The 23,831-nt window shown below is 69.8% G+C and carries 22 protein-coding genes and 1 pseudogene; 4 read left to right on the top strand and 19 right to left on the bottom strand.

From position 1 onward, the window contains the following. Positions 1-38 precede the first annotated feature (38 nt). Genes murB through SCI24_RS14065 form a run of 9 tightly spaced genes read right to left on the bottom strand, consistent with a single transcriptional unit; the run spans position 39 to position 8,785 of the window. A complete protein-coding gene (gene murB, locus SCI24_RS14105) occupies positions 39-1,055 on the bottom strand; it encodes a UDP-N-acetylmuramate dehydrogenase (RefSeq protein ID WP_318725979.1) in 1,017 nt (338 codons plus the stop codon). Next, a complete protein-coding gene (locus SCI24_RS14100) occupies positions 1,052-1,528 on the bottom strand; it encodes a low molecular weight protein-tyrosine-phosphatase (protein ID WP_318725978.1) in 477 nt (158 codons plus the stop codon). Before SCI24_RS14100 ends, murB begins: the two co-directional genes overlap by 4 nt. Then, on the bottom strand, positions 1,528-2,298 hold the full coding sequence (gene kdsB / locus SCI24_RS14095) for a 3-deoxy-manno-octulosonate cytidylyltransferase (protein ID WP_318725977.1): 771 nt from the start codon (positions 2,296-2,298) through the stop codon (positions 1,528-1,530). The genes SCI24_RS14100 and kdsB overlap by 1 nt, the downstream gene beginning before the upstream one ends. 9 nt (positions 2,299-2,307) lie before the next feature. Continuing rightward, entirely contained in the window at positions 2,308-2,517 is a 210-nt protein-coding gene (locus SCI24_RS14090) for a Trm112 family protein (protein WP_318725976.1), read from the bottom strand. Positions 2,518-2,537: 20 nt separating this feature from the next. Beyond that, on the bottom strand, positions 2,538-3,575 hold the full coding sequence (gene lpxK / locus SCI24_RS14085) for a tetraacyldisaccharide 4'-kinase (RefSeq protein ID WP_318725975.1): 1,038 nt from the start codon (positions 3,573-3,575) through the stop codon (positions 2,538-2,540). 3 nt (positions 3,576-3,578) lie between these two features. Further along, complete coding sequence (msbA, locus tag SCI24_RS14080) at positions 3,579-5,315, bottom strand: lipid A export permease/ATP-binding protein MsbA (RefSeq protein ID WP_318725980.1); 1,737 nt, start codon at positions 5,313-5,315, stop codon at positions 3,579-3,581. Then, a complete protein-coding gene (locus tag SCI24_RS14075) occupies positions 5,315-5,737 on the bottom strand; it encodes a biopolymer transporter ExbD (RefSeq protein ID WP_318725974.1) in 423 nt (140 codons plus the stop codon). Before SCI24_RS14075 ends, msbA begins: the two co-directional genes overlap by 1 nt. After that, the gene (locus tag SCI24_RS14070) at positions 5,734-6,447 is read right to left on the bottom strand and encodes a MotA/TolQ/ExbB proton channel family protein (RefSeq protein ID WP_318725973.1); all 714 of its coding nucleotides are present in this window, start codon (positions 6,445-6,447) and stop codon (positions 5,734-5,736) included. The genes SCI24_RS14075 and SCI24_RS14070 overlap by 4 nt, the downstream gene beginning before the upstream one ends. Before the next feature lie 40 nt (positions 6,448-6,487). Next, positions 6,488-8,785 (bottom strand): DNA internalization-related competence protein ComEC/Rec2, encoded by a 2,298-nt coding sequence (locus SCI24_RS14065; RefSeq protein ID WP_318725972.1) that lies wholly within the window; start codon positions 8,783-8,785, stop codon positions 6,488-6,490. Positions 8,786-8,919: 134 nt separating this feature from the next. Here SCI24_RS14065 and SCI24_RS14060 point away from each other — a divergent pair, with 134 nt between their 5' ends. Continuing rightward, positions 8,920-9,462, top strand: coding sequence for a DUF2062 domain-containing protein (locus SCI24_RS14060; RefSeq protein WP_318725971.1), 543 nt, complete (start codon positions 8,920-8,922; stop codon positions 9,460-9,462). 59 nt (positions 9,463-9,521) lie between these two features. Here SCI24_RS14060 and SCI24_RS14055 read toward each other — a convergent pair whose 3' ends face one another. Together SCI24_RS14055 and SCI24_RS14050 are read right to left on the bottom strand one after the other, a co-directional pair. Continuing rightward, the gene (locus SCI24_RS14055; RefSeq protein WP_318725970.1) at positions 9,522-10,244 is read right to left on the bottom strand and encodes an ABC transporter ATP-binding protein; all 723 of its coding nucleotides are present in this window, start codon (positions 10,242-10,244) and stop codon (positions 9,522-9,524) included. A gap of 7 nt (positions 10,245-10,251) precedes the next feature. Further along, the gene (locus SCI24_RS14050) at positions 10,252-11,493 is read right to left on the bottom strand and encodes a lipoprotein-releasing ABC transporter permease subunit (protein ID WP_318725969.1); all 1,242 of its coding nucleotides are present in this window, start codon (positions 11,491-11,493) and stop codon (positions 10,252-10,254) included. Between the two features lie 152 nt (positions 11,494-11,645). On the opposite strand from SCI24_RS14050, the gene SCI24_RS14045 reads away from it, so the two are divergent. Together SCI24_RS14045 and SCI24_RS14040 are read left to right on the top strand one after the other, a co-directional pair. Further along, positions 11,646-12,695, top strand: coding sequence for an agmatine deiminase family protein (locus tag SCI24_RS14045; RefSeq protein ID WP_318725968.1), 1,050 nt, complete (start codon positions 11,646-11,648; stop codon positions 12,693-12,695). A gap of 17 nt (positions 12,696-12,712) precedes the next feature. Further along, on the top strand, positions 12,713-13,615 hold the full coding sequence (locus SCI24_RS14040) for a carbon-nitrogen hydrolase (protein WP_318725967.1): 903 nt from the start codon (positions 12,713-12,715) through the stop codon (positions 13,613-13,615). A 182-nt stretch (positions 13,616-13,797) separates the two neighbouring features. Here SCI24_RS14040 and SCI24_RS14035 read toward each other — a convergent pair whose 3' ends face one another. The 4 genes from SCI24_RS14035 to SCI24_RS14020 form a co-directional block, all read right to left on the bottom strand. After that, positions 13,798-14,745, bottom strand: coding sequence for a Nudix family hydrolase (locus SCI24_RS14035; protein ID WP_318725966.1), 948 nt, complete (start codon positions 14,743-14,745; stop codon positions 13,798-13,800). Positions 14,746-14,829: 84 nt separating this feature from the next. Continuing rightward, positions 14,830-16,059 (bottom strand): bifunctional glutamate N-acetyltransferase/amino-acid acetyltransferase ArgJ, encoded by a 1,230-nt coding sequence (gene argJ, locus SCI24_RS14030; protein WP_318725965.1) that lies wholly within the window; start codon positions 16,057-16,059, stop codon positions 14,830-14,832. Between the two features lie 46 nt (positions 16,060-16,105). Further along, positions 16,106-18,841 carry a preprotein translocase subunit SecA gene (secA, locus tag SCI24_RS14025; protein ID WP_318725964.1) on the bottom strand — a complete coding sequence of 912 codons (2,736 nt, stop codon included), beginning with the start codon at positions 18,839-18,841 and terminating at the stop codon, positions 16,106-16,108. 70 nt (positions 18,842-18,911) lie between these two features. Then, positions 18,912-19,271, bottom strand: coding sequence for a hypothetical protein (locus SCI24_RS14020; protein WP_318725963.1), 360 nt, complete (start codon positions 19,269-19,271; stop codon positions 18,912-18,914). A gap of 142 nt (positions 19,272-19,413) precedes the next feature. On the opposite strand from SCI24_RS14020, the gene SCI24_RS14015 reads away from it, so the two are divergent. Then, complete coding sequence (locus SCI24_RS14015; RefSeq protein WP_318725962.1) at positions 19,414-19,839, top strand: DUF721 domain-containing protein; 426 nt, start codon at positions 19,414-19,416, stop codon at positions 19,837-19,839. Between the two features lie 131 nt (positions 19,840-19,970). On the opposite strand, the gene lpxC is transcribed toward SCI24_RS14015, so the two are convergent. The 4 genes and pseudogenes from lpxC to SCI24_RS13995 all read right to left on the bottom strand — a co-directional run. Further along, the gene (lpxC, locus tag SCI24_RS14010; protein ID WP_318725961.1) at positions 19,971-20,882 is read right to left on the bottom strand and encodes a UDP-3-O-acyl-N-acetylglucosamine deacetylase; all 912 of its coding nucleotides are present in this window, start codon (positions 20,880-20,882) and stop codon (positions 19,971-19,973) included. Between the two features lie 111 nt (positions 20,883-20,993). Continuing rightward, positions 20,994-22,166 carry a cell division protein FtsZ gene (gene ftsZ / locus SCI24_RS14005; RefSeq protein ID WP_318725960.1) on the bottom strand — a complete coding sequence of 391 codons (1,173 nt, stop codon included), beginning with the start codon at positions 22,164-22,166 and terminating at the stop codon, positions 20,994-20,996. 34 nt (positions 22,167-22,200) lie between these two features. Then, complete coding sequence (gene ftsA / locus SCI24_RS14000) at positions 22,201-23,490, bottom strand: cell division protein FtsA (protein ID WP_318725959.1); 1,290 nt, start codon at positions 23,488-23,490, stop codon at positions 22,201-22,203. Positions 23,491-23,684: 194 nt separating this feature from the next. Beyond that, a pseudogene (locus SCI24_RS13995) lies at positions 23,685-23,831 on the bottom strand (cell division protein FtsQ); the annotation flags it as partial.

Genomic DNA, 23,831 nt, shown 5'->3' with positions numbered 1-23,831 from the left:
GCTGTCGTGTCGGGGCCGGGAAGACGCGGGCTTGTGGGTCAGGCCGGCATGGCCAGGCGAGGCTCTCGCTCCAGGGTCACGCCGAATCGCTCGCGCACGGCATCGGCCACCCGTCCGGCGAAGTCGAGCAGCTCCACCGCACTGCCACCGCCGAAGTGCACCAGCACCAGCGCCTGGCGCTCGTGCACACCGAAGTGCCCCTGTCGCCAGCCCTTGAGGCCGCACTGGTCGATCAGCCAACCGGCCGCCAGCTTGACCCGGCCATCGGGCTGGGGGAAGTGCGGCATCGTCGGATGGGCCTCCGCGAGCCTCCCCGCCAGGTCGGCCGCCACCACGGGATTCTTGAAGAAGCTTCCGGCATTGCCCAGCACGGCAGGGTCGGGCAGCTTCTCGCGGCGGATCGCGCAGACCGCCTCGGCCACCTCCAGCGCAGTCGGCGAGGCGCCCACCCGGGCGGCCAGGTCACCGTAGCCGAGCCGGGGTCGTGGCGTGCGCGACAGGCGAAGCACCAGCCGGGTGATCACCACTTGCCCCTCAAGGGCACCCTTGAAGACGCTGTCGCGATAGCCGAAGGCACACGCCGCCGGCGAGAGTACCGCCTCGCGGCCATCGTCGAGATGGACCAGGTGCACCGCCTCGATGACATCGCTCAGTTCCACGCCGTAGGCGCCGATGTTCTGGATCGGCGCGGCCCCGCACTGCCCGGGGATGAGTGCCAGGTTCTCGACGCCCCAGAGCCCCCTGGCGGCCAGCGCCATGACCAGCTCATGCCATACCACCGCGGCCTCGGCATGGACGAGGACCTCCCTCCCCCGCTCCTCCAGCCACCACGACTGCATGGCGGGATGGACCACCAGGCCCGGGAGCCATGCCGGCAGGATCAGGTTGCTGCCGCCCCCCAGCAGGGTCAGCGGCCAGCCCTCGTGCCGGGCCAGGCCCAGCGCCTCGCGCAACTCGTCGAGCCCGGCCGGCGCGGTGAAGCGCTGTGCCCGGCACGGCAGGCCCAGGGTATTGTCCCGGGAGAGGTCGTGGTGGGCGCACAGCGCCAGGCTCAAGGCCTCGGCTCCAGTTGTGCCTTGACCTCCTCGAGCAGGCCCCGGGAGGCCGCCTCGATCAGGTCCAGCACCTCGTCGAAGCCCCGGTCACCGCCGAAGTAGGGGTCGGGCACGGCGCGGTCAGGGTGGCCGGCATACTCGAGGAACAGCCGTGCCGGCACCCGGCTGTGGGGCGGCCGTTGCGCCTCGATGGCCGCGAGGTTGTCATGGTCCATGGCCAGCAGCAGGTCGAAGCGCTCGAAGTCGTCGGCGGCGAGCTGCCGGGCGCGCAGGCCAGAGAGGTCAACCCCCCGGCGGGTGGCGGCCTCCTGGGCCCGGGGGTCCGGCGCCTTGCCCACGTGCCAGGGACCGATGCCGCAGGAATCCACCTCCACCCGGCGGGACAGCCCGCGTGACTCGAGCAGGCGACGGAATACGCCCTCCGCGGTGGGCGAGCGGCAGATATTGCCGAGACAGACGAAGAGCACGCGCATCAGTGACCTCCCGGTTGCTGCATCAGCTCGCGGACCCGTGCCAGGTCCTCCTCGGTATCCACGCCCGCGGGATGCGGGACCCGGGCCAGCGCCACCTGGATGGCATGGCCATGGTGCAGGGCACGCAGCTGCTCGAGCTGCTCCAGGCACTCCAGCGGCGAGGGGGACCAGTCGCGGTACTCGGCGAGAAAGCCCGCCCGGTAGGCATAGAGGCCGATGTGGCGCAGCCAGGCATCGGTCTCCAGCAGCTCGGGCCGACGTGCGAAGGCGTCCCTGTCCCAGGGGATGGGGGCCCGCGAGAAGTAGAGGGCGCGACCGGAGAGCGCGCGCACCACCTTGACCGCATTGGGGTTGAAGAGCGTCTCGACGTCGGTGATCGGCTCGGCCAGGGTAGCGATGGAGGCGTCGGGGTCGTCGAAGAGCCGCGCCGCCACCTGGTCGATGAGCAGCGGCGGGATCAGCGGCTCGTCGCCCTGGACATTGACCAGCACGGCATCATCGGCCAGCCCCAGCCGCTCGGCCACCTCGGCCAGGCGGTCGGTTCCCGAGGGATGGTCGGCGCCGGTCAGCAACACCTCGGCGCCACAGGGGGCCAGCGCATCAACGACGCGCCGGTCATCGGTGGCGACCACCACCCGAGTGGCAGCGCTCTCCCGTGCCCGTCGCCAGACGTGGGCCACCATGGGCTCGCCGGCGATCTCGGCGAGCGGCTTGCCGGGCAGCCGCGAGGAGGCGAAGCGCGCCGGGATGACGGCGATGAACTCCTGCATGGGACCTCCTCAGGAATCGCCGGTGCGACCGGGAGAGTCGTGCAGCTTCTCGTCGACGTCCATCGCCCGGGCCTCCTCGGGCAGCATCACCGGGATGCCGTCGCGAATCGGGTAGGCGAGGCCATCGTAGCGACACGCCAGCTCGGCGGCCTCGCGGTTGTACTTCAGCTTGCCCTTGCACAGCGGGCAGATCAGCATCGCCAGCAGTTCCTTGTCCATGATTCCCCCTAGGATGGGTTTCAGGTGGCGGCCCGGGATGCTCGCCGTGCCGCCTGGGTTGAAAGTGACACCAGCCGCGCCTGCAGCCAGTCGATGAAGGCGGTGTCGGGCCGGGCCTCCACCTCGAGGACCCAGCTGTCGACGGGCGCCAGCTCGCGACACTTGACCGCGTCCTTGGCCGTCATCACCACCGGCCGACCGTCGGCAAAAGCCAGGTCGGCCGCCGTGAAGCGATGGTGGTCGGCGAAGGCGTGGGGGATCGGCTCCACACCCAGCGCCTCCAGGGTGGCGAAGAAGCGCGCCGGATGGCCGATCCCGGCCAGCGCATGCGCCGGCCCGGTGAAGGGTGGCGGCGTGGGCGGCACTCGCGCCCCGTCGCCGAGGCGGCGCCAGGCGGAGGGCACCAGCGCCATGCCATGGGCCCCGGGTGGCGGGTCGAAGGCTGGCTCGCCGTTGATCACCACGGCATCCACCCCCTCGAGTCGCGTCAGCGGTTCGCGCAGCGGCCCCGCCGGCAGGCAGCGCCCGTTGCCGAAGCCACGCCGGCCATCCACGACCACGAGCTCCAGGTCACGCCCCAGCGCCAGGTGCTGAAGGCCATCATCGCCGATCAGGATATCGCACCCCGCCGCCAGCAGTCGCCTCGCGCCGCGGGCACGGTCCGGGTCGACCACCACCGGCAACCCCGTCTGGTCCGCCAGCATGCGGGGCTCGTCGCCGCAGGCCGCAACCGGCGTGTCGGCGTCCAGCAGCAGCGGATAGCGCTCGCTGCGACCGCCATAGCCCCGCGAGAGGATGCCGGGCGACCAGCCCCGCTCGGCGAGAAAGCGCACCAGCCAGGCCACCAGCGGCGACTTGCCGGTCCCGCCCAGGGTGATGTTGCCGACCACGATCACCGGCACCGGCGCCTGCCAGATGCCTCGCCTGCCCGAGGCGAAGGCCGCGGCGCGGCGACGCACGGCCAGGCGATAGAGGGCCTCCAGCGGGCGCAGGGCCACCAGCCAGGCATCGCCCCGATAGGCGGCCGCCAGCCAGCGCTCGCCGATGCGGCCCGCCATGGCTCAGGCCGGCTCCTGGAACTGCAGCCGATGCAGGGCCGCATAGGCCCCGTCCCGGGCGAGCAGCTCGGCGTGGCTGCCCTGCTCGACGACCTCGCCCTGCTCGAGCACCAGGATGCGGTCGGCGCGCTCGATGGTCGAGAGGCGGTGGGCGATGACGAAGGTGGTGCGCCCCCGGCAGACCTCCTCCAGGGCGGCCTGGATATGGCGTTCCGACTCGGTATCCAGCGCCGAGGTCGCCTCGTCGAGCACCAGCAGCGGTGCATCCTTGAAGATCGCCCGGGCGATGGCCAGGCGCTGGCGCTGGCCGCCGGAAAGCATCACGCCGTTCTCGCCGACCAAGGCATCATAGCCCCCCGGCATGCGCTCGATGAACTCGTGGGCGTGGGCGGCCCGGGCCGCGGCCTCGATCGCCGCCCGATCGGGATCGTCGATGCCATAGGCGATGTTGTCGGCGATGCTGGCATTGAACAGGGTGACCTGCTGGGAGACCAGGGCGATCTGGCGGCGCAGCGGCTGCAGGCGGAACTCCTCCAGGGGCACCGCATCGATCAGGATGCGCCCCGCCGTCGGGCGATAGAAGCGCGGCAAGAGGCCCACCAGGGTCGACTTGCCGCTGCCGGAGCGGCCGACGATGGCGACCATCTCGCCGGGCGCCACCTCCAGGTCGATGCCCTTGAGCACTTCGGGCTGGTCCTCGCCGTAGGCGAAGCGCACGCCCTCGAGGCGAACCCGGCCGGCGAGGCGACCGGGATCACGGGTGCCCTCGTCACGCTCCGGGGGCTCCTCGAGCAGGCCGAAGAGCTCCCCGGCAGCGGCGATGCCCTTCTGGATCTCGCTGTTGATCTCGGTGAGCTGGCGCACCGGCTTGGCCATCAGCGCGGCGGCGGTGACGAAGGCCACGAACTCGCCGGGGGTCATGGCGTCCAGCAGGGTCGGCGACATCGCCAGCCACACCAGCAGCGCCAGCGAGAGCGCCACCAGCAACTGGATCACCGGCGTGCTGGTGGCCTTGGTCAGCGCCTCCTTCATGCTCTGGCGGCGGTTGACCTCGCTGGCCTCGGCGAAGCGCGCCTTCTCGTAGGCCTCGGCGCCATGGGTCCGCACCACCCGGTAGCCGGAGAGCGCCTCGGAGGCCACGTGGGTGACGTCGCCCATGGAGCGCTGGATACGCCGCGAGATGCGCCGGAAGCGCTTGCTGGCATAGCTGACCACGCCGCCGATCAGCGGCGTCACGGCCAGGAACAGCAGGGTCAGCATCCAGTTGGTCCACAGCAGGTAGCTCACCAGGCCGATCACGAAGAGCCCCTCGCGCAGCAGGATGGTGACCGCCTTGGTGGCGGCCCCGGTGACCTGCTCGACGTGGTAGGTGACCCGCGAGATCAGGTGTCCCGTGGAGTGGCCATCGAAGAAGCGACCCGGCAGGTGCAGCATGTGGTTGAAGACGTCGCAGCGCAGGGCATGCACCAGGTTGCGGGCCACGCTGCTCATGAAGTAGGTGCCGAGGAAGGTGCCGGCCCCGCGGGTCGCGAACATCCCCACCACGAACAGCGGCAGGAAGAGCCGGAAGGCGGCATCGGGGTTCTGGATGCCGTCGATGAGCCGCTTCATCATCTCGGCGAGGGCGGTGCTCGAGGCGGCATAGATGGCATAGCCGAGGATCGCCAGGGCGAAGGCCCGCCAGTAGGGCTTCACGTAGCCCAGCAGGCGCTTGTAGAGGGTCCAGCCGGAATGTTCGATCACGGTGTCTCCGCTTGAGGGGTTGATGCCGCCGCGGTGGCGATGCGTACGTGGCGGATCTCCAGGCCGGCGGCACGGTCCAGGACGCGCACCACGTCGGCGTGGGCGGCACGCCCGTCGGCCTCCACCACCAGGCCGAATTCACGGGCCTGCTCGGCCTCCGCGGCCAGGGCCTCGCCCAGGGTCCCGGCGGTATGGACCCGCTCGCCCAGCCGGTACTCGCCCGCGGCGGTGACCACCAGGGTCACCGGCGATGTCTCCATCTCCTGGCCGCTCTCGCTCTCGGGAAGCTCCAGCTCCAGTGCCTGGCGGGTCTCGAAGGTGGTCGAGACCATGAAGAAGATCAGCAGCAGGAAGACCACGTCGATCAGCGGGGTCAGGTTGACCTCCACCGGGTCGCGTCGCCGCCGGGGAAACCTCACGGCTGCTTCACCCTGGGCGCGATGCGCCCATCGGCCTCGAGATGCTCGTCGCCGCGCGCCCCCGGCCGGGACTCGTCACCGTGCCGCTCGGCGAGTACCAGGTCGCCCGGGTAGTGGGCGAGGTACTCGACCACCTGGCCGGCCTGCTCCTCCATGCGCACCGTGATGTCCTCGACCCGGCGCTGGAAGTAGCGGTGGAACATCAGCGACGGGATCGCCACGGTGAGGCCTGCCGCGGTGGTGACCAGGGCACGGGAGATGCCGCCGGCCAGGTCGGCGGTCCGGCTGGCCCCGTCACCGGTGACGATCACCGCGAAGACCTCGATCATGCCCACCACGGTACCCAGCAGGCCGATCAATGGCGTGATGGCGGCGATGGTACCCAGGGGGCTCAGGAAGCGCTCCATGTCATGGATCACGGCGGTGGCCGCCTCCTGGAGCCGCGCACGCACCTGCTCGTGGCCGAGCCGGGCATTGCGCAGCCCGGCCGCGAGCACGCCGCCCAGCGGGGAGTGCCCTTCCAGCCAGTAGAGGTTGACCTGCCCACGCGCCACCAGCCGGCAGACCTCCTGCCCCAGCCCGTAGGGCGCGATGCGGCGCGCCCTCAGGGTCCACAGGCGCTCGATGATGATCACGGTGGCCGCCAGCGAGCAGCCCAGCAGCGGCACCATCAGCCAGCCGCCGGCAATCAGGGCGTCCATCATGTCCATGCGGTTTCCCCCTGCAGATGACCGGCCCGGAGGCCGGGAGTCAGTGAGGCGATTCTAACGCAAGGCAGCCCCCACCGACACCGCCCTGCCGCCAGGCGGCAGGGCGCTCGGTGCGGATTGCCTGGCGGGTGCTCTCGCCGAGCCACAGGGTCACGGCACCGTCCAGGGCGGTGCTCCACAGGCAGCTGCCGACGTCACGGAAGCGGCGCACGACGCGGCCCGCCGGATGGCCGAAGGGATTGTCGCGCGCCACGCTGAAGACCACATGGCGAGGTGCCAGGTGCCGCACCATCGAGGTGCCGGAGCTGGTGGCGCTGCCGTGGTGCCCCGCCACCAGCAGGGCCACCCCCGGGGGAAGCTCGGCGAGGAAGCGTCGCTCGGCATCGCGCCCCACATCGCCGGTGATCAACAGGTGCTGCCCGCCGACGCTCGCCAGCAGCACGCAGGAGCGGTCATTGGACGACAATCCCTCGGGTTCGGCCGGTGGCCAGAGGATGCGGAAGGCCACGCCGTCGCGTCGCCACTCGCGTCCCGCCATGCAGGGCTCGGTCGGCACGTCGAGGGCCGTGCCGGGCGGAGCCAGGAAGCGCGTCACCCGGTGCTGCTCGCGCAACGCCGGCAGGCCGCCGGCATGGTCCTGGTCGGCATGGCTGATCAGGACGTCATCGAATCGCTGGCCCGGCGGCCACAGCGAGCCGAGCGGCATGAAGCCGGAACCGAAGCGCGGCCCGGTGTCATAGAGCGCGCGATAGCCGGCGGTGCGCAGCTCGACCAGCTGCCCCTGGCCCACGTCATGGACCCGGACCCGCAGCAGCCCCTCGGCGGGCACCGGGGACGAGGAGGAGAGGCCGAGCGGCACCCCCAGCAGCAAGGCCGTGCCCACCAGCCGCAGGCGCGCCGCCAGGCCGGGCAGCGCCCACAGCAGGGCGGCAAGCCCCAGGGCCAGCCCCAGCGGGACGACCCGCGACGGGGACGGCAGCCAGAGGGGCAGCCAGGTGGCGGCGAGGCCCAGCAGCGAGGCCAGGGCGTCGGCCAGCAGGCCGAAGAGGGTCCAGCACAGCGCCGAGAGCGGCGGCAGCCAGGCCGTCAGCCAGCCGAGCAGCCCAAGGGGCACCAGCAAGCTGCTGACCAGGGGGACGGCGACCAGGTTGACCAGCGGGGCCGCCGGGGCCAGGCGGTCGAAGGCCAGCAGCACCGCCGCGGCCATCAGCGGTGCCAGCAGCAGCTGCGAGCGGACCAGGGCTTGGAGCCAGCCGCTCACGCCCCGCGGGCGCGCCCTGCCCTGCCAGACGAGGATCAGCAGCGCCACGGCGGCAAACGACAGCCAGAGGCCGGGGCGCCAGGCCGACAGGGGATCGGCCAGCAGCACCAGCGCCAGGGCCAGCCACCAGGCCTGCCAGGGGCCGGGCGCATGGCGACCGCTGGCCACCCACAGCCCCACCAGGGCCATGATCATGGCGCGCAGCGCAGGGGGCTCCAGCCCGGCCAGGGCGGCATACCCCACCGCCGCGGCCCCCGCCAGCCACCAGGGCCAGACCGCCAGGCGCCATGCCCCGGGGGTGACCAGCCGGGCCAGCCCCCTTGCCAGCCACAGGGCGAAGGCGGCCACCAGCCCCACGTGCAGACCGGAGATCACCATCAGGTGGGTGGTGCCGGTGGCATTGAGCAGGTCCCAGTCGCGCGTCTCGAGCCGCTCGCTCGCCCCCAGGGTCAGGGCCGCCAGCCAGCGCCGGTGTCGCGGTGCCAGCGCCTGCTCGTCGAGGTGGGCCAGTGCCAGGCGGCGCAGCGAGAAGGGAGCGGCGGCCAGGCGCCGAGGGGGTGGCTCGCGGCGCACATAGCCGCTGGCCTGGATGCCCTCCCGCCACAGCCAGCCGCGATAGTCGAAGGCGCCGGGGTTGGCGAAGCCCGACGGCGGACGCAGGCGGGCCGTGAGCCGCCAGCGCTCGCCGGCCACCATGGCCGGGGCGTCGAAGAAGGAGAGCCTGACCCGCCCGAGGCCGCGGCAATCGGGCAAGGTCTCTGCCAGGGGGCGGCACGCGGTGATCTCCAGCGTCAGCCGCGCCAGCCGCTCGTCCCTGACCACCGAGACCAGCCGCCCCTCCAGCCGCAGGTCCTGGCGGGTCAGCCCCGGAGGGAGCTCGCCACCGCGCACCATCAGCAGCTCGGCCGCCACCAGGGCCGCCACCCCCAGCCCCATCGCGAGACGCACACGCCGCCCGGCCAGGACGACCAGCAGGCCGATGGCCAGGGCCTCGATGGCTCCCGGCACGGCGAGATGGCTCCCCAGCACGCCGGCCAGCACGGCGAGTGCCAGGGGAATGGCCAGGCCCAGCTGCATGGCATCGTCCCTGAACGGCAAGCAAGGCGGCCCGCTCGCCCCGGAAGCGGCGTCACGTTTAAGGGGGCGTCATGGCGAGGCACGCGACTTGTATGGATAATAGCTCGGGTTTTGAAGCCGCGAGCCCATCGTCCATGCCGCGCCGACTGCTGCAGCGCTACCTGCCCCACCCCGATGCCCTCAGGCGCCGACGCTCCCTGCGCTTCGTCAGCCACCTGATCGGCAATCCCTCGCTGTGGGTGCTGACGCGACGCAGCGTGGCCAATGCCTTTTCCGTGGGGCTGTTCAGCGCCCTGCTGCCGATTCCCTTCCAGATGCTGGTGGCCGCCGCCGGGGCCTGGCTGGTGCGCTGCAACCTGCCGCTCTCCATTGGCCTGGTGTGGATCACCAACCCCCTGACGATGCCGCTGATCTTCTACGGCAACTACCGCCTGGGGGCCTGGCTGCTGGACATGCCGGTGCGCCAGGCGCCGGAACGGATCTCCACCCGGTGGATCGCCGAACAGCTGGTGGAGATCCTGCCGACGCTGGCCCTGGGGTCGCTGGTCGCGGCCGTGGCGATTGCCGCCCTGGCGAACCTTACGATCCGGCTGGTGTGGCGCTGGCAGGTCTCGCGCAGCTGGAAGGCCCGGGCACGTCGACGCCGGCGTCAGCGGCCGGCCGTCCGGGAGGAGTGAGGCCGCCATGGCGGCGGCCGCCATCATGGTAGCGCTCGACCCTCAAGGGCCGCGCCGTCTCAGTCGCTCGCCGCCTGCTCGACCAGGCGTCCGCCGTCGAGGCGAAGGACGCGATCCTGGTGGGCAGCGAGTGCCGGGTCGTGGGTGACGATCACGAAGGCACAGGCCGCGCTGCTTGCCAGCTCATCCATCAGCGCCAGGATGCTCGCCGCCGTGGTCTGGTCCAGGTTGCCGGTGGGCTCGTCCATCAGCACCAGGCTGGGGTCGGTGACCAGTGCCCGGGCGATGGCCACCCGCTGGCGCTCACCGCCCGACAGCTCGCCCGGCTTGTGGTCGGCCCGCTCGGCCATGCCGACCCGCGCCAGCAGCTGGCGGGCGCGCTCCTCGGCCACCCGCTTGCGCTGGCCGCGCACGATCAGCGGCAGGGCCGCATTCTCCAGGGCGGTGAACTCCGCCAGCAGGTGGTGGAACTGGTAGACGAAGCCGATGTGGCGGTTGCGGAAGCGCCCCAGGTCGGCGTCACCCAGCGCCAGCAACGACTCGCCGGCGATGCGCACCTCGCCGCGACTCGGGCGGTCCAGCCCGCCCAGCAGGTTGAGCAGCGTCGTCTTACCGGAGCCGGAACTGCCCACCACGGCCACCCGCTCGCCGGCCAGCACCCGCATCGCCAGGCCATCCAGCACGGTGAGGTCCCGCGGTCCCTCGCGATAGACCCGGGTCAGGTCACGGCATTCGAGCATCACCTGCCCCGCCCGGGAGCCCGCTTCCTGTCGTGGGGTCATGGCCGTCTCACTCATAGCGCAGCACCTCGGCAGGCTGCACCCGGGCGGCGCGCCAGGCCGGGTACAGGGTGGAGAGGAAGGTCAGCACGAAGGCCGCCGACACGATGTTGCCCACATCGCTCCAGATCAGGCGTGACGGCAGGTTGCTGATGAAGTAGACCCCGGCATCGAGGAAATGGATGCCGAAGGTGCTCTCCACCCAGCCGATGAGGTCCGACACGGTCCAGGCCAGCAGCACGCCCAGGGTCACGCCCACCAGGATGCCGATCACGCCGATCGCCAGCCCCTGGACGATGAAGATCCCCATGATCGAGCGTGGCGTGGCGCCGATGGTGCGCAGGATGGCGATGTCGGCCCGCTTGTCGGTGACCACCATCACCAGGGTGGAGACGATGTTGAAGGCCGCCACGGCGATGATCACCGTCAGCAGCAGCGCGATCATGCGCTTCTCCATCTGGATGGCCTGGAAGAGGTTGCCATGGGAGTAGGTCCAGTCGAGCCCCCGGTAGCCGGCCCCCAGTTCGTCGATGATCGCCCGGGTCTCGCTGCCCGCGGCGAAGAGGTCATCCAGCTCGAGGCGCAGGCCGCCGACGGCGTCGCCCAGCCGCGCCAGGGTCTGCATGTCATCGATGTGGGCATAGGCCAGGGAGGCATCCAGGTCCGCGCCGACGCTGAAGATGCCGCTCACGGTGAAGCGCTTGAGCCGCGGGAAGACGCCGGCCGGGGTGATCGAGGCCTCGGGCACCAGCAGCGTCACCCGGTCGCCCACGCCGACGCCCAGGCGGCGCGCCAGGATCGAGCCGAGCACGATGTTCCACTCGCCGGGGGTGAGGTCATCCAGGCTGCCTTGGCGCATGTTCTCGTCGATGATCGAGACCCGGCCCTCCCACTCGGGCTCGATGCCGTTGACCATCGCCCCCTCGTTGCGGCCGCCCACCGAGAACATGCCCTGCTGCTCGACATAGGGCGCCGCGCCGACCACTCGCTCGCGCGCCATGAGGCGCTCGGCCAGCGGCTGCCAGTCGGTGAGCCCGCCCGGCGCCTCGATCTTGGTGTGGGGCACCATGCCCAGCACCCGGGTGCGTAGCTCGTGGTCGAAGCCGTTCATCACCGACAACACCAGGATGAGCACCGCGACACCCAGCATGAGGCCAAGCATGGAGGTCAGCGAGATGAAGGAGATGAAGTGGTTGCGACGCTTGGCGCGCACGTAGCGCAGCCCGATCAGGAAGGGTAGACGGTCGAACATGGGAACATTCCTTGTCGGCGGGCGCCCATGGTACGGTTTTTTGGCATCTGCTGCATCGCCGGCGCGCCCCGTTTGCGCGATCATTGCATCATTGCCGGCGGCGGCCTACATTGCGCCGGCACGCCCCGAGACGACCTGCACGAGACCCGCCCATGGCCCATCGCCTGCTCCCCGAATGGCATCCCCAGGATGCCGTGCAACTCACCTGGCCCAGTCCCGACAGCGACTGGGCCCCGCTGCTCGAACGCATCGAGGCGACGATGGAGGCCATGGTGGTCGCCATCGCACGCTACCAGGCCGTGCTCGTCGCCGTGCCGGATGCCGCGACCCGCAGCCACCTGGCCCATCGCTTCGCCTGCCTGGGCGTCGAGCCCACCCGTTTGAGGCTGGTGGTCGCGCCCGCCGATGACACCTGGGCCCGCGATCATGGTCCCCTCGGCGTGGCACGCGACGGCGAGCCGCTGCTGCTCGACTACGTCTTCACCGGCTGGGGCGGCAAGTTCGAGGCCAGCCGCGACAATACCCTGACGCGTCGACTGGCGGACGTCGGCACCTTCGCCTGCCCGGTGGAAGCCCGTGACCTGGTGCTCGAGGGCGGCGCCATCGAGACCGATGGCGAGGGCACCCTGCTGACCACCGAGGCCTGCCTGCTCAATCCTAACCGCAATCCCGGCCTCGACAGGACGGCCCTCGAGGCGCGCCTGAAGGCGGAGCTCGGCGTCTCGCGGGTACTGTGGCTGGCCAGTGGCCATCTGGAGGGCGACGATACCGACAGCCATGTGGACACCCTGGTGCGGTTCTGCGACCCGGCCACCCTGGCCTACGTCAGGTGCGACGACCCGGCTGACCCCCACTACCCGGCACTGGCCGCCATGGAGGCCGAGCTGCGCGCCCTGCGGCGCGCCGACGGCGAGCCCTACCGGCTGGTCCCCCTGCCCTGGCCGCGCCCCTGCCAGGACCCGGTGGACGGTCACCGACTGCCGGCGACCTACGCCAACTTCCTGATCATCAACGGCGCCGTGCTGGTCCCGGCCTATGGCGACGCGGCCGACAGCCGGGCACTGGCCGCCCTGGGCGAGGCCTTTCCGGGCCGCGACATCATCCCCATCGACTGCCTGAGCGTGATCCGCCAGCACGGCAGCCTGCACTGCCTGACCATGCAGCTGCCCCTGGGCAGCCTGGCCGACACGCCCCGGCCCTGACTCACAAGGAGAGCCCCATGTCCCGCACCCTGAAAGTGGGCCTGGTCCAGCAGCCCGCCTGGCCCGACAAGGCCAGGAGTCTCGCCGAGAGCGAGGCCGGCATCCGCGAGCTGGCCACTGCCGGCGCCCAGCTGGTGATGCTCCAGGAGCTGCATGCCACCCACTACTTCTGCCAGACCGAGGAGACCGAGGTCTTCGACCTGGCCGAGTCCCTCGACGGGCCGACCGGCACGCGGCTGGCGACCCTGGCGAAGGAACTCGACATCGTGCTGGTGGGGTCGCTGTTCGAACGCCGCGCGCCTGGCCTCTACCACAATACCGCGGTGGTCTACGACCGTGACCGCGGCCGCGTGGGTCACTACCGCAAGATGCACATCCCCGACGATCCGGGTTTCTACGAGAAGTTCTACTTCACCCCCGGCGACCAGGACGACGGCCGCGGCCAAGGCTTCCAGCCGATCGACACCTCACTGGGACGCCTGGGCGTGCTGGTGTGCTGGGACCAGTGGTACCCGGAAGCGGCGCGGCTGATGGCCCTGGCCGGCGCGGAACTGCTGCTCTACCCCACCGCCATCGGCTGGCATCCGCCCGACGACACGCCCGAGAAGCGGCGCCAGAAGGAGGCCTGGACCCTGATCCAGCGCAGCCATGGCGTGGCCAATGGCCTGCCGGTGATCGTCGCCAACCGGGTCGGCCATGAGCCGGACCCGTCCGGTGCCACGCCGGGCATCGACTTCTGGGGCGGCAGCTTCATCTGCGGCCCGCAGGGCGAGCTGCTCGCCCATGCCGGCCAGGAGGCGGAACGGATGCTGGTGACGCTGGACATGACGCGCAGCGAGGAGGTGCGGCGCATCTGGCCCTACCTCCGGGACCGCCGCATCGACGCCTACGGCGACCTGACGCGGCGCTACCGGGACTGAGGCCGCCAGGCTTGCCAAGCCGCCAGGCCTGCCAAGCCGCCAAGCCGCCAAGCCGCCAAGCCGCCAAGCCGCCAAGCCGCCAAGCCGCCAAAAGTGTGGGGTGCTGCCATAAGAAAGCAAACCCCGAGGCAACGGCCTCGGGGTCTGCTTGTAGCTCGGCGCTTGTAGCTCGGCGCTGGTGGCTATTTCCAGAAATCGCGGATCGAGGCGATGCCCTGCGCCCCCACGGCGCGGGCATGGTGGGCATCGAAGCGCGTCATGCCGCCCAGGGCGAAGACCGGCATGCCGGCGTGCTCCACCAGCTGCTGGAAGTCGTGCCAGCCGATCGGCGCCACCTCCGGGTGGGAAGGCGTGGTGCGCAGCGGCGAGAGGGTCACGAAGTCGCAGCCGATGCGGCGTGCCTGATCCAGCTGCCGCCGATCGTGGGTGGACGCGGAGAGCCACTTGCCTTCGGGCAACGGACGCCGCTCCAGGCTCATCAGCCGGTCACTGGTCAGGTGGATGCCGTCCGCGGCCACCGCCTCCAGCAGCGATGGCTCGCCATTGAGCACCAGGCGGGCGCCCCGCTCGCGACACAGCGCCAGGGCCTGCTCGGCGCGCTTCAGATAGTCGGCCTCACCCAGCGACTTGGCGCGCAGCTGCACCAGGCGCACCCCATCCTCGTCGAGGGCACGGGCCAGTCGCTCCATGAAGCGCGCCTCGTCGGCCTCTTCCCCGGTGATCAGGTACTCGGTGGGCAGCATGACCGCCCGCAGGATCGGAATGTTGGCCGCCGGGAAGGGGTAGTTCACCAGGTCGGTCATGGGCACCCAGCGCACCGCCTGCCCCTCGCGGCCGAACGGCTCGCCGGCGAAGTCGTGCACCTGCCACACATCCAGCAGGATGTGCTTGTCGGAGTATTCGTGGTGGATGCGGATCAGCGGCTGTGCCCGCCGGATCTCGACGCCGAGCTCCTCGTGGAGCTCGCGCTTCAGCGCCTCGAGCCCGGTCTCGTAGGGTGCCAGCTTGCCGCCGGGAAACTCCCAAAGCCCGCCGTGATCGACGTTGGAGGGGCGACGGGCGAGGAGCACCTCATTGCCGTCGGCGCTGATGATGGCGGCCGCCGCCACATGCACCCTTCTCTTCACCATTGCGTTCATTGACTCCTACCCGCTGGTCCACGCGGCCTTGCCGCCGCGCGGGGTTGCTGTATGGCTGCCGACCGTCCCCGCCAGTCAGCTGCGATAGTCGGCATTGATGGTCACGTAGTCGTGGGACAGGTCCGAGGTCCACACCGTGGCGCTCTGCTCGCCGCGGCCCAGGGCGATGCGGATGACGATCTCCTCGCGGGCCATCACCGCGCTGCCGGCCTCCTCGGTGTATCCCGGGGCACGCCCGCCACGCTCGACCAGGCGCACCTCGCCAAGGTCGATGGTGACCCGATCCACGTCGAACTCCTCGACGGGGGCGCGGCCCACCGCGGCCAGGATCCGCCCCCAGTTGGCATCGGAGGCGTAGAGCGCGGTCTTGACCAGCGGCGAGTGGGCCACGGTGAAGGCCACGTCCAGGGCCTCGCGCCGGGTGCGCGCCTCGTCGACCTGCAGGGTGACGAACTTGGTCGCCCCCTCGCCATCGCGGATCACCGCCTGGGCCAGCTCGGTCATCACCCGCTGCAGGCCGTTGCGGAAGGTGGCCAGGTCCGCCTCGTCCTCCACGGCGGCGCCACGCCCGGTACTGATCAGCATGCAGGCATCGTTGGTCGAGGTATCGCTGTCCACGGTGATGCAGTTGAAGGAGCGCTCCACCGCCTCGCGCAGCAGCCGGTCGAGCAGCACCGGCTCCAGCGCCGCATCGGTGGCCACGAAGGCCAGCATGGTCGCCATGTCGGGTCGGATCATCCCCGAGCCCTTGGCGATGCCGTTGATGGTCACCGTCTCGTTGCCCAGCGCCAGGGTCACACTGGCGCCCTTGGCCCGGGTATCGGTGGTCAGGATCCCCTCGCCGGCCTCGCGCCAGGCGGCGGGGCCGTCGTCGAGTGCCTGCAGGGCCGCGGGCAGGCCCGCCAGCAGCCGCTCCATGGGCAGTCGCTCGCCGATCACCCCGGTGGAGAACGGCAGCACGCTGCGTTCGTCCACCCCGGCCAGCCGCGCCAGCTCGGCACAGGTGGCACGGGCGTCCTCGAGGCCCGCCTCGCCGGTACCGGCATTGGCATTGCCGGTGTTGATCACCAGGTAGCGCACCCCTTCTCCGCGCGCCGTGCAGGCGGCCAGGTGTTCACGGGCCACGGTCACCGGCGCCGCGCAGAAGGCATTGCGGGTGAAGGCCCCGGACATCCTGGCCCCCTCGGGGATCTCGATCACCACCAGGTCTCGGCGGTCGGGCTTCTTGATCCCGGCCATGGCGGTGCCCAGCCGCAGCCCCTCGATCACCGGCATCTCCGGAAAACGTGTCTCGCCCACTGCCATCGTCTCGTCTCCTCTGCTGGCCGGGGGCGGCCCCCGGCCCGTCGCCTCAGCTCAGCTTGCCGCAGCACTGCTTGTACTTCTTTCCCGACCCGCAGGGGCAGGGGTCGTTACGTCCCACCTTGGGTCCCTCGCGGCGCAATGGGCGACCGTCGGCTCCCGGGGCCGGTGTGGCCGGGGCATCGTCCTGGTCGTCCGTTGCCATCGACGGTGCGTCATGACGGCTCGCCGCGCTGGCCTTCTCGCGCTCCAGCGCCTCGCGACGCTGGCGCTCCAGGGCCTCCACCTCCTCGGGGCGGCGCACCTGGACATGGCTGAGGATACGGGTCACGTCGGCCTTGATGTTGGTGAGCAGGTTCTGGAACAGCTCGAAGGCCTCGCGCTTGTACTCCTGCTTGGGGTTCTTCTGGGCATAGCCGCGCAGGTGGATCCCCCGGCGCAGGTGGTCCATGGACTGAAGGTGCTCCTTCCAGCGGGTGTCGAGCACCTGCAGCATCACCTGCTTCTCGAAACGGCGCATCAACTCCTCGCCGGCCTCGGCCACCTTGGTCTCGTAAGCCTCGCGATGCATCGCCTGCAGCCGCTCGCGCAGCTGCTCCTCGTGGAAGCGCTCGTCCTGCTCGGCCCATTCGACCACCGGCGCGTCGAGGTTGAACTCGCTCTTCAGGTGGTCCTGGAGGCCGGCCAGGTCCCACTGCTCGGGCAGGCTCTGGGGCGGCACGAACTCGCTGATGGCCAGGTCCAGGACCTCCTCGCGGATGCCCATCACGCTGTCGGAAACGTCCTCGGCGGCCAGGATCTGGTTGCGCTGCTCGTAGATGACACGACGCTGGTCGTTGGCCACGTCGTCATACTCGAGCAGCTGCTTGCGGATATCGAAGTTGCGTCCCTCGACCTTCTTCTGGGCGCGCTCCACGGCATTGGAGACCATCTTGTGCTCGATCGCCTCGCCGTGCTCCAGCCCCAGGGCCTTCATCATGCGCTGCACCCGGTCGGAGCCGAACAGGCGCATCAGGTTGTCTTCCAGCGAGAGGAAGAAGCGCGTCGAGCCGGGGTCCCCCTGGCGGCCGGCGCGCCCCCGCAGCTGGTTGTCGATGCGTCGGGACTCATGGCGCTCGGAGCCGATCACGTGCAGGCCGCCGGCCTCGAGCACCGCCTCGTGGCGGGCCTGCCACTCGGCCTTGAGCTGCTCGACCTGGGCCTCGGAGGGGTTCTCGAGCTTGGCCGCCTCGGCCTCCCAGTTGCCGCCCAGCACGATGTCGGTGCCGCGGCCGGCCATGTTGGTGGCGATGGTGACGGCCCCGGGACGGCCGGCCTGGGCGATGATCTCGGCCTCGCTCTGGTGCTGCTTGGCGTTGAGCACGTTGAAGCGCATGCCGGCCCGCTTCATCAGGTCGGCCAGGTACTCGCTGGTCTCGATGGAGGCGGTACCCACCAGCACCGGGCGCCCGGCCTCGGTCTGGGCCTTGACGTCCTCGATGATCGCCTCGAACTTCTCCTCGGCGCTCAAGTAGACCAGGTCGTTGAGGTCCTGGCGGATCAGCGGCCGGTTGGTGGGAATCACCACCACGTCGAGGCCGTAGATCTGGCGAAACTCGAAGGCCTCGGTGTCGGCGGTGCCGGTCATGCCCGAGAGCTTGTCATAGAGGCGGAAGTAGTTCTGGAAGGTGGTCGAGGCGAGCGTCTGGCTCTCGCGCTGCACCGGCACGCCCTCCTTCGCCTCCACCGCCTGGTGCAGGCCTTCGGACCAGCGACGCCCCGGCATGGTGCGGCCGGTGTGCTCGTCGACGATCACCACCTGGCCATCGCTGACGATGTAGTCCACGTCGCGGTGGTAGAGGTGGCGAGCGCGCAACGCCGAGTGCATGTGCTGCAGCAGGTTGAGGTTCTGGGCGGCGTAGAGGGAGTCCTCCTCGCCCAGCAGCCCCTCGCCACGCATCAGCTCCTCGACCTTGCGGTGGCCGGCCTCGGTGACCTCCACCTGCTTCTGCTTCTCGTCGAGGATGAAGTCGCCGCTCTCCGGGTCCTCCTCGTCGCTGCAGGCCGCGAGGTTCAGCGCCAGGCGGTCGACGACCCGGTAGAGCTCGGTGTTCTCGTCCACCGCCCCGGAGATGATCAGCGGGGTCCGCGCCTCGTCGATCAGGATGGAGTCGACCTCGTCGACGATGGCGAAGTGCAGGCCGCGCTGCACCTTCTCCTCCAGCGAGAAGGCCATGTTGTCGCGCAGGTAGTCGAAGCCGAACTCGTTGTTGGTGCCGTAGGTGATGTCGCAGGCGTAGGCGTGGCGCTTCTCCTCCGGCGTCTGCCCGGCGAAGATCACGCCCACCGAGAGGCCGAGGAACTCGTAGAGGGGGCGCATCCACTCGGCATCGCGGCGCGCCAGGTAGTCGTTGACGGTGACCACGTGCACCCCCTTGCCCGGCAGGGCATTGAGGTAGACCGCCAGGGTCGCCACCAGCGTTTTGCCCTCGCCGGTCTTCATCTCGGCGATGCGCCCGCGGTGCAGGGTGATGCCGCCGACCATCTGCACGTCGAAATGGCGCATGCCCATGACGCGCTTGCTGGCCTCGCGCACCGTGGCGAAGGCCTCCGGCAGCAGCGCATCGAGGGACTCGCCGTTCTCCAGGCGCTCGCGGAAGGCCTCGGTGCGGGCCTTGAGAGCCGCCTCGTCGAGGCCCTCCAGTTCGTTCTCCAGGCCGGTGACGTCCGTCACCTGGCGGCTCATGCGCTTGACGTCGCGGTCGTTCTTGGAGCCGACGACCTTGCGTAACAGGTTGTTGATCATGAAGGGTCCAGTTGCAGCGTGTGGCATCGCGTCGCGGACGGCGGGCCCGCGACCTCTCCGGGCAGTCTCGTCAGCGCATGCCGGGAGGGCCACGACGCGTCAGGACATCATGCGCGGCAACCGGGTGACGGGGCTCGGGGGCGGTACGGCTGCCTCCGCTCGCCGCCACGTTCGGCCAGCGGGCGGCTCGCCGGACCCAGCGCACCAGGGCTCGACGGCGGGCCTGCAGGCGGGAGCGCACGCGCAGCAGCGCCGGCACCAGGATGCTGACCTGGGCGGCACGCTCGACGGGGCGCAGGGACTCGACCTGGGCCAGGCTGGCCGGCAGCAGGCATCCCACCAGCAACCCGGCCAGCCACCAGCGGGTCGCGCGGCGCCTGCGCCGGCTCCCGTGGGATCCGGCGCCGATGTCGGTGATGGCGGCTGGCATGCTGTCGACGGCCTCCCGTGCGTGCTAGGCTCTGGATGTTTCACGGCCGCCACCGCTGGGCGGACGACGCGCAATGTCAGGGGCATGGCCCCCGAGAATCAAGCTGATGAGTATAAAGGTTAAGCGGTTCAGAGCACAGCCCATGTCCCGGCTGCTGGAGGGCCGCGGCGAACTGGGGTCGCTGATGCGCATGGCCACCCTGATCGAGCGCGCCCAGCGCCACCTGCGTGAGCACCTGCCCGAGGAGATGCGCGAGCACCTGTTCGTCGGCGGCTATCACCAGGGCCGCCTGGCCCTGATCACCGATAGCGCCGTCTGGCTGACCCGGCTGCGCTATGAACAGCCTCGCCTGCTCCAGCTGCTGCACCAGCTGCCCGGCTTCGAGTCGGTGACCGGCTTCACCCTCAAGGTCCGACCGGTGCGGCCCGCCCGCCCCCCCCTGCGCCAGGTTCGCCACCTGCCGGAAAAGGCCGCCGACGAGATCTCCAGCTGTGCCGAGGATGTCGACGACCCGGGGCTCAAGCGCGCCCTGGAGCGGCTGGCGGCCCATGCCGAACGCAAGCCGTAAGCCGTAAGTTCCAAGCTCCAAATCAGTCTGAGAGGCTCCCACCGAAAATAACACCCCCGTCGAAGAGATCGGCGGGGGTGCTTTTCTTGCAGCTTCAAGCTTACGGCTTGTAGCTCAGGACGCTGTCCGGTTCAGGCCATGGCCGGCGCGGAGTAGGAGATCGGCGCCTTCTCGGACTCGCCCTCGAAGGTGACGAGCTCCCAGGCCTCCGGCTGGGCCAGCAGGGCACGGCAGAGCTGGTTGTTCAGGGCATGGCCGGACTTCACGCCGCGGAACTCGCCGATCAGGCTATGGCCGAGCTGGTAGAGGTCGCCGATGGCATCGAGCAGCTTGTGCTTGACGAACTCGTCGTCATAGCGCAACCCGCCCTCGTTCACGATGCGGTAGTCGTCGACCACGATGGCGTTGTCGAGGCTGCCGCCCAGCGCCAGGTTGTTCGCGCGCAGGTACTCCAGGTCGCGCATGAAGCCGAAGGTACGGGCCCGGGAGACCTCCTTGACGAAGGAGGTGGTGGAGAAGTCCACCATGGCGGTCTGGGACTGATCCTCGAAGACCGGATGGTCGAAGTCGATGGCGAAGGAGACCTTGAAGCCCTGGTGGGGCAGGAAGATCGCCTCCTTGTCGTCCTCGCGCACCACGATCTCGCGCTTGATACGGATGAACTTCTTGGGAGCGGCTTGCTCCGCGATGCCCGCCGACTGGATCAGGAACACGAAGGGACCCGCACTGCCATCCATGATCGGCACCTCGGGGGCGCTCACGTCGACATAGGCATTGTCGATGCCGAGCCCCGCGAAGGCCGACATCAGGTGCTCGACGGTGGCGACCTTGGCCCCGCCCGCGGAGAGCGCGGTGCATAGGGTGGTGTCGGTGACGTTCTCCGCGCGCGCCGGGACCTGCACCTCGGGCTCCAGGTCGGTGCGCACGAAGACGATGCCGGTATCCACCGGCGCCGGCCGAAGGGTCAGGTAGACCTTCTTGCCGGAGTGCAGGCCGACGCCGGTGGCGCGGATGACATTCTTCAGGGTTCGTTGTCTGATCATGGTCGGTCGCCAGGCAGTCATTGGTTATCAAACACCGTTCACTATAACACCGAACGGACGTTTCAACAAAGAAAGCTCACCCGGCGCCCTCTATTCCCGTGATAGCGCGGATCAATCGGCCTGCCGCCGCAGGAAGGCCGGAATGTCCAGGTAGTCGTCGAGTTCCTGGGACTTGCGCTTCTCCGGCTGCGGCCGTGGCGCCTCCTGGGCCTCGGGCTTGGGCGCCGCGGCCTGGCCGCGGCTGACCGCCGGCTGGGGACGCTGGCGATAGCTGCTGGCCTCGGCACGGCGCGCGGTCTCGCGGGAGGCGGGCTTCTGGGCCTTGTTGCCCTCGAGGCCGGCCGCCACCACGGTGACGCGCAGCTCGTCGGTCATGTCCATGTCGATGGAGGTGCCGACCACGATGGTGGCGTCCTGGGAGGCGAACTCCTGGACGGTGGCACCCACATCGTTGAACTCGCCGATGGAGAGGTCCGGGCCGGCGGTGATGTTGACCAGGATACCGCGGGCACCGTGCAGGTCGATGTCCTCGAGCAGCGGGCTGCGGATGGCCTTCTCGGCGGCCTCGCGGGCACGATTCTCGCCGGTGGCCCCGCCGGTACCCATCATCGCCATGCCCATCTCGGACATCACGGTGCGCACGTCGGCGAAGTCGACGTTGATGATGCCCGGGCTGGTGATCAGCTCGGCGATGCCCTGCACGGCCCCGAGCAGCACGTCGTTGGCGGCACTGAAGGCGGTGAGCAGCGTCGCGCTCTTGCCCAGCACCGAGAGCAGCTTCTCGTTGGGGATGGTGATCAGGGAGTCGACGTGCTCGGAGAGCTCCTTCATGCCCTCCTCGGCGGCCCGCATGCGCTTGGGGCCCTCGAAGGGGAAGGGACGGGTCACCACCGCCACGGTCAGGATGCCCAGCTCCTTGGCCACCTGGGCGACGACGGGTGCGCCACCGGTTCCGGTCCCGCCGCCCATGCCGGCGGTGATGAAGACCATGTCGGCTCCACCGAGCAGCTCCGCGATGCGCTCGCGGTCCTCCATGGCAGCCTGGCGGCCCACATCGGGGTTGGCGCCGGCCCCGAGGCCCTTGGTGATCTCGCTGCCGAGCTGGAGCACCGTCTTGGCGGCGACCCGCTTGAGGGCCTGGGCATCGGTATTGGCGCAGATGAACTCGACGCCCTCGATGTTGCTCTCGACCATGTGGTTGACGGCATTGCCGCCGCCACCACCGACCCCGATGACCTTGATGACCGCACTGCTTGAGGGTGCGCTATCTACCAGTTCGAACATAAGTCCCGTCTCCTGGACCGCGATCGCGGCCCTGTCAGAAATTTCCTTTGAACCAGCCCTTGATCCTTGCCAGCGCCGGAATCCCTTCCCCTGCGTCACGCCGGGTGATGTCGTCACGCCTCGGTTGCGCCGGGATGATGCCTCCAGGCCCCTGACGGCCATGCCCTTGACGGGTTTCCAGTAGAGCGTAATGCAGCAGACCGACACCCGTCGAATAAATCGGATTGCGGACCACGTCGGCCAGCCCGCGCACGTTCTGCGGGCAGGCGATGCGCACCGGCATGTGGAAGATCTCCTCGGCCAGCTCGACCACTCCCTCCATGCGCGCGGTGCCCCCGGTGAGCACCACGCCGGCGGCCACCAGGTCCTCGTAGCCGCTGCGACGCAGCTCGTCACGCACCAGGGTGAAGAGCTCCTCGTAGCGCGGTTCCACCACCTCGGCCAGCGACTGGCGGGAGAGGTCCCGGGCCGGCCGGTCGCCGACGCTCGGCACCTTGATCATCTCGTCGCTGGAGGCCAGCTGGGTCAGGGCGCAGGCGTACTTGACCTTGATCTCCTCGGCATGCTGGGTGGGCGTGCGCAGCGCCATGGCGATGTCGTTGGTGACCTGGTCGCCGGCGATGGGAATCACCGAGGTATGGCGGATGGCGCCCTCGGTGAACACCGCGATGTCGGTGGTTCCGCCCCCGATGTCCACCATGCAGACCCCGAGTTCGCGCTCGTCCTCGGTGAGGACCGCATGGCTGGAGGCCAGCTGCTCGAGGATGATCGAGTCCACCTCGAGGCCACAGCGGCGCACGCACTTCTCGATGTTCTGGACGGCATTGAGGGCGGCGGTGACCAGGTGGACCCTTGCCTCGAGGCGCACGCCGGACATGCCGAGTGGCTCCCGGATACCGCCCTGGGTATCGATGGCGAACTCCTGGGGAAGGACATGCAGCACGCGCTGGCCTTCCGAGATCGCCCGCGCCCGGGCCGAGTCGATGACACGGTCGATGTCGGAGGAGGCGACCTCGCGCTCCTTGATGGCCACCACGCCGTCCGAATTCATCGAACTGATGTGGCTGCCGGCAATGCCCACATAGACCGAATGGATGTCACAGCCGGCCATCAGTTCGGCTTCCTCCACGGCGCGCTGGATGGACTGCACCGTGGATTCGATGTTGATCACCACGCCCTTCTTCATGCCACGTGACGGATGTGAGCCGATACCGGCGATTTCGATCCCGCCATCGTCGGTGGGCTGCCCCACGATCGCCACGACCTTGGATGTTCCGATATCCAGCCCGACTACCATATTGGACACATTGGATGGACCTACCATGAGTCGGGAAGTCTCCTCGAACCTGACCCCGAAGGGGAAGATTAATCCTGAAAAGTAGGCCTGGGCCAATTATAGGAACAACTTGAGTTGTTCCACCAGCCCGATTGCCGAATCACCCGACACGATACGGCGAATTTGTCGCGAAAGAAACACCCGAAATGCCGCCCGGACAACCGCATTGTCTCCTGACGCCTTCAGCTCTCCGCCGGCGACTCTTCCTCCACCGGTTCGGTCTGGCCATGCCAGGCCACGGCGACCCCGTTGGGATATCGCAGATCGATGTAGCGGATGTGCGATGCCAGGGGGCCCAGCTCGCGCTGCCAGGCGGCGGCCAGGCGTCC

It is taken from the genome of Halomonas sp. (assembly GCF_033549285.1).
Taxonomy (GTDB): Bacteria; Pseudomonadota; Gammaproteobacteria; order Pseudomonadales; family Halomonadaceae; genus Halomonas.
Note: the sequence above shows the minus strand (reverse complement) of the source record. Positions and strands in the feature narration are given on the sequence as shown.